The organism is Microbulbifer sp. ABH2_005 (assembly GCF_056160005.1).
The window spans coordinates 3,717,501-3,733,948 of record NZ_JBSWWI010000001.1; the positions used below are offsets into that span (position 1 = coordinate 3,717,501).

The window sequence follows — 16,448 nt, forward strand, 5'->3', positions numbered from 1 at the left end:
GCTATCGCACAGCCCTCTTATTTTGAGGGGAATATTGAGGCCGCATCCGACCTCCCGACGATCACTTGTCCATGTTAGTTCGCACTCCCGCATAACTAACATAGTGTCGAGAAACACAAATACCAAAGGGAATCCTTAGAGATTAGTGCAGCTCCCTATCCTTCGCCTTTTCATCACTGGTTTTGTCGTTTCGATTGTCAGGTTTAGGGTGGACCCTTCCCCACAGCCACATTGCGGGCCCAGAAAGCGTGTAAAGCACAGCCAATGTCAGCAGTACCCCTGCTGGGTCTATGGTCACCAGACTAAACACAAGGATCACCGCAAGCATCATTACAAAAGGCACTCTGCCTTTGAAATCCAGCCCCTTAAAACTTGTGTAACGGAAATTGGAAACCATCAGAAGTCCAGCAGCAGTCGTTACCAGCGCGGCAATCATTGCAAGGCCAGTCCCAACTTCCACATCGTGCCCCGCCCAAACCATGCTGGCGACAATGGCCGCTGCAGTAGGACTGGCAAGACCGATAAATACCCCTTTGTCGACAGTATCCACCTGGGTATTAAAGCGAGCCAAACGCAGAGCGGCGCAGGCGGCATATAAAAATGCTATTGCCCAGCCAAATTTGCCTAAAGTTCCCAGCCCCCAACTAAACGCTACCAGTGCGGGGGCCAGGCCGAAGGAAACCATGTCCGAGAGGGAGTCATATTGCACTCCAAAGGCACTTTGGGTATCGGTCAAACGCGCTACCCGCCCATCAAGACCATCTAGGACCATAGCCACGAAAATTGCGATCGCGGCAGCCTCAAAATTGCCGCTCATACCGGCAACGATTGCATAAAAACCGCTAAAGAGGGCTCCGGTCGTAATCAAGTTGGGCAGGAGATAGACCCCGCGTGCGCGGACCTTCTTACCATTTTCCGCAACCTCTTCCTCAATGTGCTCGTCGACAGGCAGACGAATTTCCTCATTCAACCCGCTGGCTGGATCTTCGGACTGCTTATCATCGCCATGAACGCTCATAGACTCTCCGTTAATGCATTTTGCAGTCAGCGAGTGTACGCCATTGCCCTGTGCGCGCACAGAGCAAAAAAAAACGGCGGGAAAACCCCGCCGTTTTATTAGTTTGGGAAGGATCAGCTGTTGCCTTCGGTCCGGTCAATAATTTTATTGGCCTTGATCCAGGGCATCATGGCACGCAGCTTGGCACCTACCTGTTCAATTTGATGCTCTGCACCAATACGACGCTCCGCCTTCAGGCGCGGCTGTCCAGCGAGAGATTCCAACATAAAGTCCTTGGCGAATTTCCCGGTCTGAATATCCTTCAACACTCGCTTCATTTCAACCTTGGTTTCATCGGTAACAACCCGTGGCCCAGTAACATAATCGCCGTACTCAGCGGTATTGGAAATAGAGTAGCGCATGTCGGCAATGCCGCCCTGGTACATCAGGTCGACAATAAGCTTCAGTTCATGCAAACACTCGAAATAAGCCATTTCCGGCGCGTAGCCCGCTTCAACCAGGGTTTCAAAGCCCGCAGTTACCAGTGCAGAAACGCCGCCACACAAGACCGCCTGCTCTCCAAAAAGATCTGTTTCGGTTTCTTCTCGGAAATTGGTTTCGATAATCCCAGAGCGGCCGCCACCATTCGCAGAGGCGTAGGAGAGGGCCAACTCTTTAGCTTTACCTGAGGCATCCTGATAAATTGCAATCAGAGTTGGCACACCGCCACCTTCAAGATAGGTCGAGCGCACAGTGTGGCCGGGGCCTTTTGGTGCAATCATTATGACGTCCACATCGGCTGGCGGCTCAATCAGTTCAAAATGCACGTTAAAACCATGGGCAAAGGCGAGCGCCGCACCAGATTTTAAATTAGGGGCCACCTGCTCCTTATAAATATTGGCCTGGTACTCATCCGGCGCTAGGATCATTACCACATCTGCATCTTTAACAGCGCTCTCCACCTCGGCCACGCGCAAGCCGGCGTTTTCGGCTTTACTCCAGGAACTGGAGCCCTTGCGCAGCCCAACAACAATATTCTCCACACCAGAGTCTTTGAGGTTATTGGCATGGGCGTGCCCCTGAGAGCCATAACCGATAATGGCAACATTTTTTCCGCGAATTAAGGAGAGCTCACAATCTTTATCGTAATAAACTTGCATGATTAAATTCCTGTTTCCTGCTATCTAAACACTTAATACTTTTTCACCGCGGGCGATTCCCGAAACCCCGGAGCGTACGACTTCCATAATGGTGTGCTCACCCAATGCCTGTAAAAATGCATCGAGCTTTTGACCAGTGCCAGCTACCTGCACCGTGTACATGCTGCTGGTGACATCCACAATCTGCCCACGAAAAATATCTACACTGCGCTTAACCTCATCGCGCTGGGCTCCATTTGCGCGAACTTTTACCAACAGTAATTCCCGCTCAATATGGGAGCCTTCGGTGAGATCGACCAACTTCACCACGTCGATTAATTTATTTAGATTTTTTGTGATCTGCTCAATCTTGTGGTCATCACCGATAGTCACCAGGGTGAGGCGCGACAGGGTGGCATCCTCGGTAGGTGCCACAGTCAAACTTTCAATGTTATAGCCGCGCTGGGAAAACAGTCCCACAACCCGGGATAAGGCTCCCGGTTCGTTCTCCATCAAAACCGAAATAATTCTACGCATCGCCTTAACCCCTATGTCCGTTCGGTTTTGCTCAGCCACATATCGCGCATGGAGCCGCTCGGCATGACCTGCATCGGGTAAACATGCTCAGAGGGGTCAACATAAACGTCGATAAATACCGTGCGATCTTTATGCGCAAAGGCTTCCTGCAGTTTTGTATGCAAATCCTCTCGCCGCTCAATCTTCACGCCCAAATGGCCATAGGCCTCGGCGAGCTTAACGAAATCCGGCAGGGATTCTTCGTAGACACTATTGGAAAGGCGCCCCTCGTACTGCATTTCCTGCCACTGCTTCACCATGCCGAGGGCCTGGTTATTGAGGCACAAAATCTTGACTGGCAAATGGTATTGAGTGGCGGTGGACAATTCCTGAATGCACATCTGGATACTGCCCTCACCGGTCACACAAACGACCTCTTTATCGGGGTGGGCAATTTTCACCCCCAGGGCAGAGGGCAGACCAAAGCCCATAGTGCCGAGGCCACCGGAATTGATCCAGCGGCGCGGCTTGTCGAAGTGATAGTACTGGGCTGCAAACATCTGGTGCTGTCCAACATCAGAAGTAACGAAAGCATCACCCTCGGTTATATCGTAAACCGCGCGAATCACCTCCTGCGGCATGATCAAGGCACCGTCAGTCTTATAGCGCGGAGCCGTATAGAGACCATGGCGCTCACGCCAGTCGTCAATCTGCCGCCACCAGTCAACGATGGCCGACTGGTCCGGTTGTTCCTCACTGGATTTGAACGCTTCCAACATATCCGCCAGTACCGACTGGACAGTACCCACGATAGGAATATCGGCGACGATCGTTTTGGAAATAGAGGCCGGGTCCACATCAATATGGATGATCTTGGCCCCAGGGCAGAATTTACCGGGCGTATTGGTGACACGGTCATCAAAGCGCGCCCCTACCGCCAGAATGACATCCGCGTGATGCATCGCGGTATTGGCCTCAAAAGTACCGTGCATACCGAGCATACCCAAGAAACGTTTATCGCTACCGGGGAAGGCGCCGAGCCCCATCAGTGTATTGGTCACGGGATAATTCAGATGGCGAGCCAGCTCGGTGAGCAGTTCGGAGCCCTCCCCCTGTATTACACCACCGCCGGTGTAAATCACCGGTCGCCGGGCTGACAGCAACAGCGCCACCGCCTTGCGTATTTGTCCGCTGTGCCCCTTGCCCGCCGGAGTGTATGAGCGCATGCGCAGCTTCTCCGGGTAGCGGTATGGAAAGCGCTCGGCGGGATTCGTCACATCCTTGGGCACATCGATAACCACCGGGCCGGGGCGGCCAGTAGTAGCTATATAGAAGGCTTTTTTGACAATCTCGGGAATATCCTCGGCATTCTTTACCAGAAAACTGTGCTTTACGATTGGGCGTGAACAGCCAACCATATCGGTTTCCTGAAAGGCATCCTCACCAATCTTGTCGCTGGGTACCTGGCCCGAAATCACCACCATGGGGATTGAGTCCATATAGGCAGTGGCAATCCCAGTTATCGCATTGGTGGCCCCTGGACCAGAGGTCACCAATACCACGCCCGCTTTGCCTGTAGAGCGTGCATAGCCGTCTGCAGCGTGGGTAGCGCCCTGCTCGTGACGCACCAGGATATGCTTGATGGACTTCTGTCTGAAGATGGCGTCATAGATATGCAGTGCCGAACCGCCCGGGTAGCCGAAAATCAAATCTACCCCTTCATCCTGCAGCGCGCGAACCAACATATCGCCGCCGGAAAGTAATTCCACTTGAGTCTCCTCAATTTACCTAGTTGGTAGGATAGCCATCACCAAAGAACCGCTAACCGAACGAACAACAAGAATGTTGAACGGCAATTGTAAAGGAAAATGGTGACAGATATCAGCCTGTTGCGTGTTTACATGCCGATTTTTAGGATGGAATCATCGCGCGCAGTAAAACACCCAGCCTGAGACCGACACGTCAGTGTCAGAATTGCAGGCTAGCAGGCCTCCAGGGGTAGGGAGAGCCTCTCGACGGAATTGCGGCGGAAGGGTGGTCCACCTGAGCTAGTGTCCTGGCCGCGGGTGTGCGGAGACGACTACTCGCCGAGGAAACAGTCGATTTTGCCAATCCAACCTTGACTGTCAATAGACATGAATGAAAGTGTTAAGAGAGTTACAGGAAAGTCCACCGATACCGGTACAATATGCCAGTTAAGGAAAGATAAAACGATGAGGGGTAATCCGATGCGCATCGCACTCGCAATGCTATTCTCCGGCCTGGCACTGGCCGCTCAAGCCAACGGCATCTACAAGTGGGTAGATGAGGACGGTGTGGTGCATTTTGGTGAGCAGCCACCTAACAGCTCCGAAGTCGAGGTGATTAAAAAGCCCAAGTCGGAACGCTATAAAAAGTGGGAAGCGGAACAACAGGCCGCACTGGCCGCAGAAAAAGCCAAACAGGAGGCTGCCAAGCCCACTCCTGAGAAAAAAAGTACTGCAAAACAAGAGCCCCAGGACTCCTCAAAGATGGATGAGCAAGTCGCCCGCGCCCAGGCAGAAGCCCGCGCGCAACGCTGTGAATCCTCGCAGAAGAATCTGAAAGCCCTGACGACTCATGCGCGCGTACGCGAAATCGACGAGCAGGGCAATCAACGCATGCTGGGTGAGGACGAACGTCAGGAGCGTATCTCTAAAGAAAAACAGATCATTCGCGATAACTGCTAACGCTCTCGGCGGCTACAACTCCTTGTAGGGCATATCGTTAAACTGCTCCAGGCTGTAGCGCTCGGTGTAATAACCGGGTTCAAACAGCCTGTCAGCCCTCGGCACGGTCACCCGGGCAATACTCAGCTGCTTGACCAGATAGGGGCCGTCCTGATCGGCGTCGCGGATCATCAGCCCATAGAATTCGAAGGGTATCCAGTGGCGTCCAGGCGGAAGCTCAACCGCATACTGGGTACTGCCAATAGGGGTCTGCTCATCGTTGTAGAGGGAGCCACGGAAATAAAAGCGGCCTTGCTGCAGTACCTCCACTTCAGCTTCCACCAATAGGTTGCCCTCACTGGTGAGCGAATCCCGCAAATTACCGGTGTAGCTGCCGGTATCCTCAGACAGTGTAAAAGCGGCGGCATCGCGTAGCCCGTCGATATCCGTATCCACGATGATTTTATAGATACCCGTTGGCAGCGACTGGCCCTGGTAAACACCTGCCTCCATTTCCGCTTCATAGACCAGGTCCCCATTGCTATCCGCGAAGGTCAGGGCACCCAATACATGTTGATCGTCCAATACCATCAGGGCAGTCAGGTCCGCCGGCACCTTGGCTCCATCACTATCGGTCTGATAGGCATAGACCCGCACGGTATCCCCGTACAGATAAAATTTCTGATCGGTCCATAGGGTCAGGGTATCTCCATTATCACTATAGGTTGTGCGTTGATCGGGGGCGTGGGTCTGGGAAATTGGATCTTGCGAGGCGCTCTTGATTGCGCGGTTTTCCGGTGGGTAGCGATGGAATTTGGCCAGATCGGAAAGCAAGGATTGGTGCAGTTCGGTCTTCACTGGCCGCGCCTGGATCTCCTGCCACACCTGCACGGATTTATCCTCTACTGGATCCTCCTCAACGAACTCGATCCGTCGTAACTCCGCCAGCTTTGGCCGGTGGGTATCTACCCCACCCGCCTCGGCCTTGGCAACAACCGCAGTGGAGACTTCCCCAGCCTCTCCAGTGAACCAATAAGCCACTGCTGCGACGATCAAGACAATAGATCCCAGGATCGCTAGGCGCCCCTTGAGGCGGTTGTTGCTGGCGGACATGGACTATCTCCCGCAAAAATTACTGAGTACAGGCAGCGATGCGGCCTGCGCTGTTTTTACCAACCCCGCAATCCAGACCGTCGGGGATACCGTCGTAATCTGGAGACAGAATACCGCCATTGCGCTGGGCATCGTGATCGGTATAAATACTGGCCAAGTTATAGGAACGGGCCGTACCCTTGTTGTCGTTATTACAGGAGAAGGTGGCACTGCCGTAGGCAATCCCCATAAAGGTGTCGTATTGTTTCAGGTTTGACCAGAGGTTACGCTTGCCGGAACCGGAACAATTCATCTGAGAAGCGAGGTTGATATAGCCATCATCTTCGCCATTCAGCAGTGCTGAGGAAACACTTTCCACGCCGGGAAAACCTGCGTAGCCACCGATGGTATAGACAGGGGCGCCCAGGTTAGTACCCACATAATTGCGCACCGTGTAAATATCGTTGGTCTGCATATAGCGTACCGCAGAGCATTCCCTGCCGAAGAAGAGGTCGTTGATCACCTCGTCATACCAAGTGCCATTGCATATCCGGTCCACGCCTTCGGTGCCGGTGATTGCGCCACCGGTGGTGAAAATCGCAGCCACTCCACTAATCGCGCTCTCAAAGTCCACGGTTACCGCGTTGGTGTCACTCAGGCTGGCAACCTGCACTTCCTTGGTCACGGTTTTACAGCTCTTGCTGCCATACCAGGTTGTCGAGCACTTCTCGACTTCCTGCATTTCTGTATCGGTATCGTACTGCTCGTAAGCACGGTTGTAGTAAGGTGATCCCTCAACCGAATTACCAGCGATATACATCATCTGGGCAGCCCCTTGGCTGTGGGAAATAATCCAGAAAGTATCATCGGCGGAACACTGGTTTTCGTGCTCGAATCTATCTCCCGCTCCACTGCGGATCTGAATAATTTGCCGGGCAATTTCTCCGGATGTTTGATCGTGCCAATAGGGAAGTTCGCCTTCATCGGTAGAGTTATACCCCACCACTCCGTAATTTCCGCCATTGACGAGTAGCTGATCGATGAAACTACTGTTTTTATATTCATCGAAATAGGTTTCACTCCAGTAGTCCAGTGCCGGCTGCACTAAACTCCCAGTATTATCAGTGCTGGTTGTGTGCCCCTCGACTCCATGTCCATGGACCAGGATATAGCAGTTCTCAGCTACCGCTGAAGAAGCACCCACCATCGCAGCAAAAAAAACAGACAGGCCTGCGCCCAGTCGTTTAGACAGTGTCATGGTTATCGCCCTTTATAGTTTTATAAGTGGAAATTTACTGACCGCAGAGTCTCGAGGTATCCGTTTCGCAACACTCTGCAGACAACTGCAAGTTATCCGGTGATGCTGGTATCGCAATAGGATTTTTGGCGCCAGAGGATGATCCAGTACGCCACGTGAGGCGACCAGCTCGTCATAATTCACATTTTTGTTTTCGTTGTTTGATGTGCCTTTGCTATGATCCAGTTAACGCCACCCGGACGGCAAAGAGTCATGAGAGACCAGAATAAAAATATGTCCGGCCATGCCGGCGTGCCTAAAATTTTCGCACCTTATTTTGTTACTGCCGCTGCGCGGCTAGGTATTCCTATTGGCACATTGATCGAGCGACTGCCATTCACTTTTAGCTGGAATCCCCGCGAAAGTGAACGGCTCAGTTATAGCGAGTTCAATGCGCTGATCGAAAACCTGGTGGCACTCTCCCCGGTTTCTTCGCCGGGGCTAAGCTTCAGTCGCTTTCCCATTATTTTGTGGCTGGAGGAAACGATTATCGAGGCGCAGCCCTCTCTTCGGCGTCCACGAGAAATCTTGCGGCCTGCGGAAATTGTTTTATCACAAACCCTGGCACCGCTACTGCGTTTCGAAACCAAGCAAGAAAATGAATTCGAAATTCTCACTTTGCACTGGCGCATGGAATTATTTGACGAGTCAGTAAACTATTTCTTCGCCGAGATGTTGATGGCCCGTATCACGGAGTTACTACGTACCCTGAACCCTCAATTTACCAAGGTATGCGGTGTTAAGTTGCGCAGCCCAAAGCCCGAGGATGATTCTATCTACGCTCGAATATTCCAGAGCCCGGTAGAGTTCGACTGTAAAAGCAACGCCATTATTCTCAGTGCAGAAACCCTGGACTTCCCAATTCCCAGTTATCATAAATTGCTGCGCAGCCAGGGCCGCAATGTTTTAAAAACCGTTCTGCACAATACCCTATCGAGCTACAACCTGGCGGCAAGCCTACGCTCCTGGCTAGAAAAGCATATCGTTCGCGAGGAAGTCACTATCAAACAGGCTGCCGCCCACTTCCGCACCAGTGGACGGACCCTGCAAAGGAGACTGAAAGAACAGGGGGTTACTTTTCAGGAGTTAAAAGAAAGTGTCACCCTAGCACTGACTAAGCGACTACTGTTGTCATCCAGCGAATCCGTCGAAAGTATCGCTATAAAACTGCATTTTGCAGAGCGTGCGGTGTTCACCCGTTTCTTTAAAAAGCACGAGGGTGTAACCCCCAGCGAGTACCGCCGCAGCAATGCTTCAAGAGATTTTCTCGACGCTTAGACGTTTTATAAGCATCGCTCGCGGTGCCTTTAACTTCCGTGAGCTTGAGCCTGTACCTTTTTGTAGTCTCGCCCTAAATACAGATACATGGCGGGTACAACAAAAAGAGTAAACAACGTACCAATGGTCATTCCTGAAGCAACGACCAGCCCCATGGCAAAACGAGCCCCTCCGCCTGGCCCGGAAGCAATCAGTAGGGGCACCATTGCCAACACCAGAGAAGCTGTTGTCATCAATACGGGGCGCAGCCGGATAGAGGTGGCCTCCTCTATAGCGGTGCGCTTATCCAGCCCCCCCATTTGTAATTTATTCGCGAATTCCACTATCAATATTCCATGTTTGGAAATAACGCCGATCAGAGTCACTAGTCCTACCTGCGTATAAATATTGAGCGTGGTTAGACCAAGGCTAACAAAAATCATGGCGCCACATACGCTCATTGGCACAGTCACCAGCATAATGAGTGGGTCGCGCCAGGATTCAAACTGGGCTGCCAGCACCAGGTAAATCACTATCAGTGCGAAGAAAAAAGTTACTACTAATTCCGAGCCTTCCGTTTTGAACTGGCGGGACTGACCGGAATAATCCACCGAGTATTCCGCAGGTAGTATTTCGTTAGCTGCGCTTTCCAATACCCCAAGTGCCTCTCCCAGAGTCACACCGGGGCGTGGTACTCCGGAAATTGTCACCGCATTGAGTTGCTGGAAGCGCTTTAATTGTTGTGGCTCCACGGTTTGACGCAGAGTGATCAAAGTATTGACCGGTACAAGATCGCCATTGATCGCACGGATATAATATTGCTTCAATTGATCGGCGGTGAGGCGATCCACCCGCTCAACCTGTGGAATCACCTTGTAACTACGATTATCGAGGGAAAAACGGTTAACGTAGGCACCAGAGAGCATGGCTCCCAGATCTCGGCTGAGATCCACCATGTCCACTCCCATGGTGGCAGCCTTTTCCCGATCTATTTCTATAACGATCTTGGGTTTATCAATTTTCAGATCGGAATCCAAAAAAATAAATTTTCTACTCTGCAATGCCTTCGCCATAATCTCACTGGCAACATCGGCGAGATTTTCCATAGGCTCTGTCGCCCCGATCACAAACTCCACTGGTAACTGACCACCCGCGGTGGGCAGGCTTGGCGGCACCACCACTGCCACTTTTAGTCCGGCAATCTTGCGGACATCTTCACTGATCAGCTCCTGCATTTCTTCGGTATCGCGCTGGCGTTTTTCCCAAGGTCCTAACACAAAACCCGCGGTGGCATTGTTGACGCCACTGCTAAAAGTACCTGCACCGTTGAGCAAGAAAATATTTTCTACCTCAGTGTAGAGATCGGCAATATCCACTAACTGCCCACTGTATTGCTCGACATAATCCAGAGTGGCATAGGCATCTGCAGTGGAGATAGTGAGAATCAAGCCCCGGTCCTCAGTGGGTTCCAACTCTTGAGGGGAGGTAATAAACAGGAAATAGCAACTTACCAGAACAATCAGTCCGAACAGCAAAATAACCCCGCGCTCTTCTAGCGCGCTGTGCAAACGTTTCTCAAACCCTTTTTGCAAATGGGCAAAGCGCCGTTCGAGCCAAGCCTCCAAGCGCGTGCCACCACCCTCCCGTGGTTTCAGAATTCTTGAAGCCATCATCGGCGAGAGTGTCAAGGCTACAACGCCGGACAGCAGCACGGCACCCGCGAGGGAAAACGCAAATTCAATAAACAGGGTTCCGGTAAGGCCGCCGAGAAAACCAATAGGAATGTAGACGGCGATCAAAGTAGTGGTCATGGCTACTACTGGCCATGCCAGTTCGCGCGCACCAACAATGGCCGCCTCTCGTGGCGAGAGTCCTTCTTCAATATGGCGATGCACATTTTCCAAAACAATAATCGCATCATCCACCACTATGCCAATGGCCAGCACCATACTCAGCAGCGTCAATAAATTGATAGAAAATCCCATCAATAGCATTAGAAACATTGCGCCGACCAAGGAGAGAGGAAGAGCAATAGCTGGAATTAAAACACTACGCAGAGAACCCAAAAACAGGTAGATCACCACGATAACGATGATCACCGCTTCAACAATGGTACTCACAACTTCAGAAATAGAATCTTGAATATATTCAGTGCTGTCATAGGGAATTTCTCCCAGCATTCCATCAGGTAACTGTGGGAAAATTTCACCCTCCAGTTTTTGCCGCACCTGCTTGATAACATCCAGGGAGTTCGCATTCGGGGCCACTTCGATAGCGATAAACGTGGCGGACTGCCCATTGAATGTCACCGAGCTATCGTAAGTCTCGGCACCTAACTCAATATCGGCAATATCACCGAGCCTCACCAACTGGTCACCACTGGCGCGGACCACCAAATTTTGAAAATCTACCTGGCGGGAAATATCTGTATCCGCTCGAATTTCCATCGCCACTCTCGAACCCTTGGTCGCACCTACCGCAGATAGGACATTGTTGTTACGCAGGGCATTGGACACATCATCGGGAGTCACCTCTAGCGCTGCCATTTCTTTGGGTTTTAGCCAGGCGCGCATGGCAAAAGTGCTATCGCCAAGCAAGCGTGCACGTTGCACACCGGCAACAGTAGCCAGCTTGGGCTGTACGACTCGGACCAGATAATCGGTGATCTGATTGTTGGCGAGAATTTCCGAAGAAAACGATAAATACATGGCGGCAGTGGTCTCCCCTTGCTGCATCTCTACACTGGAATCTTCAGATTCCTCGGGCAGATCACTGCGCAGTTTATTAACCTTGGCGACTACCTGGGTGAGCACCTCGTTCGGGTCATAGTCGAATCGCACATAGGCATTAATGGTGGACAGTCCCTGAACACTAGTCGACACCATATAATCAATGCCATCTGCCGTAGCAATCTCCTGCTCCAGCGGTGTGGTAATAAAGCCCTGAACCAGATCGGAATCGGCGCCCACATAAACGGTGGAAACTGTGATAACCGCATTTTCCAGTTCCGGGTACTGGCGAATATTTAATTCAGTAATTGAGCGCAAGCCCAGCAGAAAAATAAAAAGGCTGACTACTGAAGCTAATACCGGTTTGCGAATAAATATCTCTGTGAAGTTCACCGCAACTCCCTGCAGACATTAACTATTCCCAGGCGTGGGAGTTGGATTCTCCGGTGGCTTGTTTTCATTATTAATCACTGCTCGCTCACCATTACGCAATTTGAGCAATCCACTACTGGCCACCTCATCACCCTGCAATAACCCTTGTACAATTTCCACCAGATCACCACGCTCCTCTCCGGTTTTAACAAAACGCTTATTTGCGATGACACTGCTATTAGTAGCGTCCTTTTCCAGTACAAAAACCGAGACGCCGTAAGGAGCAAATAACAAGGCCGTGCGAGGTACGACAAGTACACGCCGGTGAGCTTCTATTTGCACGGAAACCTGGGCAAACATACCGGGGCGCAGGTGTTTCTTGGGGTTTTCCAGTGTTGCCTGTATCAGGAAGTTGCGACTGGCCATATCCACTCTGGGATCTACGGCAGTAATCTCTCCGCTGTAGGTATTCTTTGGAAAGGCATCGGTAGTCAAGCTAATTGGCATGCCCTCTTTAACTAAGGCGTATTTCTGCTCCGGAAGGGAAAAATCGACAAAGATCGGATCCAGCTGCTGCAGCGTTACCACCGCATCTCCGGGGCTGACATTCTGGCCCAGGTCTATGCGCCTAATACCCAAAACACCATTAAATGGCGCCAGGACTCGCCGCTGATCGACCCTGGCGCGCTGTACTTCTATATTGGCCACTACCTGATCTAAGGTACTGCGCGCAGTATCTAGGTCCGCTTCGGTGGTCACCCCGCGCTCGGTGAGGGTTTTAATACGTGCATAATTGCGCCTTGCCAAACGCAGCTCGGCATCCAGAACCTGTAGCTGCGCCTTTTCCGGCTCAGCGAAGATTTCCAGTAGGAGATCATTTTTATGCACATACTGACCGGACTTAAAGTGGATGGCACTCACAACACCTTGGGCTTCAGTGGTGACTTCAACACCATTAACTGCACGGACTGTCCCCACTCCACTTAAATCCTCCCGCCAATTTTGTACCTGGGCCTTTGCCGAGGTCACCGTAGGCGCCGGTAACGTCATAGTGTCCAGATATTGGTTCACCATACGATGGACAATAAATTTATACGCAAAAATGCCGCCAAACAGTACCAGGCAACCAAGCAGCATTAGCATCATGCGCTTACTGATAATTTACCCCCGATCGTTTACAACAATTCCGCAATGAATAAGCTGGAAAATAAGACAAGCCCCATCTCAGCAGGCCACTCATTTCAGTTTATAAAGAAAATCCCGTGTATACCGGCAGACACTGATGGGGTTACAGAAGAAAACAAACTTAGGTGACAGGGGAGAAAGAGGAATGCAGGCTAAAACAGCAGTAGAGCCTAGCTCACAGGCCAATGAAACAGATAAATACTTATCTGTTTCATTGGCGGAGTAAACGTCAAGATAATCGCTTAGCGAAATATCGCCCGATCACCCTCTACATCCGCATGGATAGTAGTTCCGGGCGTAAACTTACCGGCAAGCACATCCTGCGCCAGTGGATTTTCCAGCCAAATCTGAATCGCCCGTTTCAGAGGTCGAGCGCCATAGACCGGATCAAATCCCACCTCCGCGAGCTTGTTCAGCAAGCCCTCGGAGACCTCCAGTTTCAGGTCGCGTTCACTCAGGCGGTGACACAACTGGCGCAATTGAATTTCAGCAATGGAACGCACTTCCGCCTTATCCAGTGGATGGAACACCACCACCTCATCGATGCGGTTAATAAACTCCGGGCGGAAATGATTACCCACCACCTCCATCACCGCATTTTTCATCTGACGGTAGCGGATTTCTGCATCCAGATCGTCGCCATTTTGGGCACTAGCGAATTTCTGAATCAGATCGGATCCCAGGTTCGAAGTCATTACCACAACGGTATTACGGAAATCCACAGTACGCCCCTGACCATCGGTCAGGCGTCCATCATCCAGCACCTGCAGAAGAATATTGAACACATCCGGGTGCGCCTTTTCCACCTCATCGAGCAGTACCACCGAATAAGGCTTGCGCCGCACCGCCTCGGTCAAATAGCCGCCCTCCTCGTAACCCACGTAGCCGGGAGGGGCACCGATCAGGCGCGCCACAGAGTGCTTCTCCATAAACTCCGACATATCAATACGCACCATGGCATCTTCGGTATCGAAGAGAAATTGCGCCAACGCCTTACAGAGCTCTGTTTTACCAACGCCTGTAGGGCCCAAGAATAAAAATGAGCCATTGGGGCGATTGGGATCGGCGAGACCCGCGCGGGAGCGTCGCACCGCATTGGCCACGGCGTCGACTGCTTCGCCCTGCCCTATAACACGCTTGTGCAGTTCATCTTCCATACGCAGCAGCTTTTCCCGCTCGCCCTCAAGCATTTTGGAAACCGGTATACCAGTCCAGCGGGAAACGACTTCGGCCACCTCTTCATCGGTTACCCGGTTGCGCAGTAGGCGCGGCTCTTCTGTGGCCTCATGGGTAGCAGCAGACTTTAACTGCTGCTCCAGCTGTGGAATCACACCGTATTGCAGTTCCGACATACGGGTCAGGTCCCCGGCGCGACGCGCGGATTCCATATCCAACTTGGCCTGCTCCAATTTCTCTTTTAAGTCGTGGCTACCGGCGAGCTGGGATTTCTCGGCTTTCCAGACCTCCTCAAGGTCAGAGTATTCTTTTTCCAGCTGGTGAATTTTTTCCTCCAGCTTAGCTAGACGCTTCTGCGTAGCTTCATCGTCTTTATCCTTCTTGACCGCCTCGCGTTCGATTTTCAGCTGGATTAAACGGCGCTCCAGTTTATCCATGGACTCCGGTTTGGAGTCTATTTCCATACGGATGCGGCTGGCCGCTTCGTCGATCAGGTCGATGGCTTTATCGGGCAGCTGGCGATCAGTGATATAACGCTGGGACAGTTTGGTAGCGGCAATAATGGCCGAGTCGGTGATATCTACGCCGTGGTGCACCTCGTAGCGCTCTTTCAGTCCGCGCAATATGGCAATTGTGTCTTCCTCGGTGGGCTCATCCACCAATACCTTTTGGAAACGGCGTTCCAGGGCGGCATCTTTTTCGATGTACTTGCGATACTCATCCAGGGTTGTGGCGCCAACACAGTGCAATTCACCCCGCGCCAGTGCCGGTTTGAGCATATTGCCGGCATCCATAGCGCCTTCAGCCTTGCCAGCCCCCACCATGGTGTGTAATTCATCAATAAATAGAATAATCCGCCCTTCCTGCTTGGAGAGTTCATTGAGTACCGCTTTTAAGCGCTCCTCAAATTCCCCGCGAAATTTGGCGCCGGCCAATAGAGCGCCCAGATCCAGAGACAGCAGACGCTTGTCTTTGAGACCTTCAGGCACTTCGCCATTTACGATCCGTTGGGCAAGCCCCTCGACAATCGCAGTTTTACCCACACCGGGTTCACCAATCAGAACTGGATTGTTTTTGGTGCGGCGCTGTAGCACCTGAATCGTGCGGCGAATTTCATCGTCGCGGCCAATCACCGGGTCGAGCTTGCCGGATATCGCGCGTTCGGTCAGATCCAGGGTGTATTTATCCAACGCCTGGCGCGCTTCTTCCGCATTAGGGTCGTCTACTTTTTCATCGCCACGCACTTTTTGTATCGCCGCCTCTAATTGTTTTAAGTCGCCATTGGCGTTGAGAATTTTTGAAATTTCCCCAGCAGCGGAATCAAATGCCGCGAGCAAAACTGTCTCACTGGAAATAAAACTGTCACCATTTTTTTGCGCTTTTTTATCCGTGAGATTCATCAGGCGCATAAGCTCCTGCGACATGCCCACATCCCCTGTCGGGGAGCTGATCGTTGGCAGCTGATCCAATCTTTTGGCTAAATCGTTGCGCAGGCCATTTAGATTAAACCCCGCCTGGGATAAAAATGCGGGCACACTGCCGTTATTTTGGTTGAGCAGTGCAAGTAGCAAATGTTCTGGGTAAATTTGGTTGTGGTCCCTACCAACGGCCAGGGATTGTGCATCAGCAAAAGCTGCCTGCAGCGGGTTTGTCATTCGGTCTATGCGCATGAATGCAACTTCTCCTACTCGGGATTTTGTGTAGCACTGCGTCGATAGCAACCGGGAGGCGCCACGCTTCAGTGTAGTGATGAGAAGTAAAATAGGGGCGGGGGAAAGGTTTTCAATGATTTAAATCAATTGGTGGGAATTTCTGACATAAGTTGTTAATACACAAAATAATTTTTGCCAGAATGCAGTTTTAGCTTCCCACCTCGACTTGATTTGTGTGCGCGGCGCCCCAACAATGATCCAATCACAGTGGCGCGGTTTTCAACAGCCTTACCGTAAGTGAGACCGTATAAGTGAGACCATAAGTAGAGAGAAGCGCGAGCGACATAGA

General features: G+C 51.6%; 11 protein-coding genes. 2 read left to right on the plus strand and 9 right to left on the minus strand.

Annotated elements, in window-relative coordinates:
- Positions 1–142: 142 nt before the first annotated feature.
- The 4 genes from pssA to ACXAFI_RS16095 form a co-directional block, all read right to left on the minus strand.
- The gene (pssA, locus tag ACXAFI_RS16080) at positions 143–1,018 is read right to left on the minus strand and encodes a CDP-diacylglycerol--serine O-phosphatidyltransferase (protein ID WP_444920997.1); all 876 of its coding nucleotides are present in this window, start codon (positions 1,016–1,018) and stop codon (positions 143–145) included.
- A 113-nt stretch (positions 1,019–1,131) separates the two neighbouring features.
- Entirely contained in the window at positions 1,132–2,157 is a 1,026-nt protein-coding gene (gene ilvC / locus ACXAFI_RS16085) for a ketol-acid reductoisomerase (RefSeq protein WP_475109608.1), read from the minus strand.
- 24 nt (positions 2,158–2,181) lie between these two features.
- A complete protein-coding gene (gene ilvN / locus ACXAFI_RS16090; RefSeq protein WP_152451264.1) occupies positions 2,182–2,673 on the minus strand; it encodes an acetolactate synthase small subunit in 492 nt (163 codons plus the stop codon).
- Positions 2,674–2,684: 11 nt separating this feature from the next.
- A complete protein-coding gene (locus ACXAFI_RS16095) occupies positions 2,685–4,421 on the minus strand; it encodes an acetolactate synthase 3 large subunit (RefSeq protein ID WP_475109609.1) in 1,737 nt (578 codons plus the stop codon).
- A 459-nt stretch (positions 4,422–4,880) separates the two neighbouring features.
- On the opposite strand from ACXAFI_RS16095, the gene ACXAFI_RS16100 reads away from it, so the two are divergent.
- Entirely contained in the window at positions 4,881–5,360 is a 480-nt protein-coding gene (locus ACXAFI_RS16100) for a DUF4124 domain-containing protein (RefSeq protein ID WP_475109610.1), read from the plus strand.
- A 12-nt stretch (positions 5,361–5,372) separates the two neighbouring features.
- Here the strand turns inward: ACXAFI_RS16100 and ACXAFI_RS16105 are convergent, their stop codons facing one another.
- Together ACXAFI_RS16105 and ACXAFI_RS16110 are read right to left on the minus strand one after the other, a co-directional pair.
- On the minus strand, positions 5,373–6,452 hold the full coding sequence (locus ACXAFI_RS16105) for a DUF4785 family immunoglobulin-like domain-containing protein (RefSeq protein ID WP_475109611.1): 1,080 nt from the start codon (positions 6,450–6,452) through the stop codon (positions 5,373–5,375).
- A gap of 19 nt (positions 6,453–6,471) precedes the next feature.
- On the minus strand, positions 6,472–7,689 hold the full coding sequence (locus ACXAFI_RS16110; protein ID WP_475109612.1) for a hypothetical protein: 1,218 nt from the start codon (positions 7,687–7,689) through the stop codon (positions 6,472–6,474).
- A 252-nt stretch (positions 7,690–7,941) separates the two neighbouring features.
- Here ACXAFI_RS16110 and ACXAFI_RS16115 point away from each other — a divergent pair, with 252 nt between their 5' ends.
- A complete protein-coding gene (locus ACXAFI_RS16115) occupies positions 7,942–9,006 on the plus strand; it encodes an AraC family transcriptional regulator (RefSeq protein WP_475109613.1) in 1,065 nt (354 codons plus the stop codon).
- Between the two features lie 29 nt (positions 9,007–9,035).
- On the opposite strand, the gene ACXAFI_RS16120 is transcribed toward ACXAFI_RS16115, so the two are convergent.
- The 3 genes from ACXAFI_RS16120 to clpB all read right to left on the minus strand — a co-directional run bounded on the left by ACXAFI_RS16120 (position 9,036) and on the right by clpB (position 16,117).
- Positions 9,036–12,107, minus strand: coding sequence for an efflux RND transporter permease subunit (locus ACXAFI_RS16120; protein WP_475109614.1), 3,072 nt, complete (start codon positions 12,105–12,107; stop codon positions 9,036–9,038).
- Positions 12,108–12,125: 18 nt separating this feature from the next.
- Complete coding sequence (locus ACXAFI_RS16125; protein ID WP_475109615.1) at positions 12,126–13,232, minus strand: efflux RND transporter periplasmic adaptor subunit; 1,107 nt, start codon at positions 13,230–13,232, stop codon at positions 12,126–12,128.
- A 281-nt stretch (positions 13,233–13,513) separates the two neighbouring features.
- Positions 13,514–16,117 carry an ATP-dependent chaperone ClpB gene (gene clpB / locus ACXAFI_RS16130; RefSeq protein ID WP_475109616.1) on the minus strand — a complete coding sequence of 868 codons (2,604 nt, stop codon included), beginning with the start codon at positions 16,115–16,117 and terminating at the stop codon, positions 13,514–13,516.
- Positions 16,118–16,448 lie beyond the last annotated feature (331 nt).

Excerpts from the sequence above, each read along its gene's own strand:
- pssA (WP_444920997.1), bottom strand. The coding sequence starts at position 1,018 with ATGAGCGTTCATGGCGATGATAAGCAGTCCGAAGATCCAGCCAGCGGG.
- ilvC (WP_475109608.1), bottom strand. The coding sequence starts at position 2,157 with ATGCAAGTTTATTACGATAAAGATTGTGAGCTCTCCTTAATTCGCGGA.
- ilvN (WP_152451264.1), bottom strand. The coding sequence starts at position 2,673 with ATGCGTAGAATTATTTCGGTTTTGATGGAGAACGAACCGGGAGCCTTA.
- ACXAFI_RS16100 (WP_475109610.1), top strand. The coding sequence starts at position 4,881 with ATGCGCATCGCACTCGCAATGCTATTCTCCGGCCTGGCACTGGCCGCT.
- ACXAFI_RS16105 (WP_475109611.1), bottom strand. The coding sequence starts at position 6,452 with ATGTCCGCCAGCAACAACCGCCTCAAGGGGCGCCTAGCGATCCTGGGA.
- ACXAFI_RS16110 (WP_475109612.1), bottom strand. The coding sequence starts at position 7,689 with ATGACACTGTCTAAACGACTGGGCGCAGGCCTGTCTGTTTTTTTTGCT.
- ACXAFI_RS16115 (WP_475109613.1), top strand. The coding sequence starts at position 7,942 with ATGAGAGACCAGAATAAAAATATGTCCGGCCATGCCGGCGTGCCTAAA.
- ACXAFI_RS16125 (WP_475109615.1), bottom strand. The coding sequence starts at position 13,232 with ATGATGCTAATGCTGCTTGGTTGCCTGGTACTGTTTGGCGGCATTTTT.
- clpB (WP_475109616.1), bottom strand. The coding sequence starts at position 16,117 with ATGCGCATAGACCGAATGACAAACCCGCTGCAGGCAGCTTTTGCTGAT.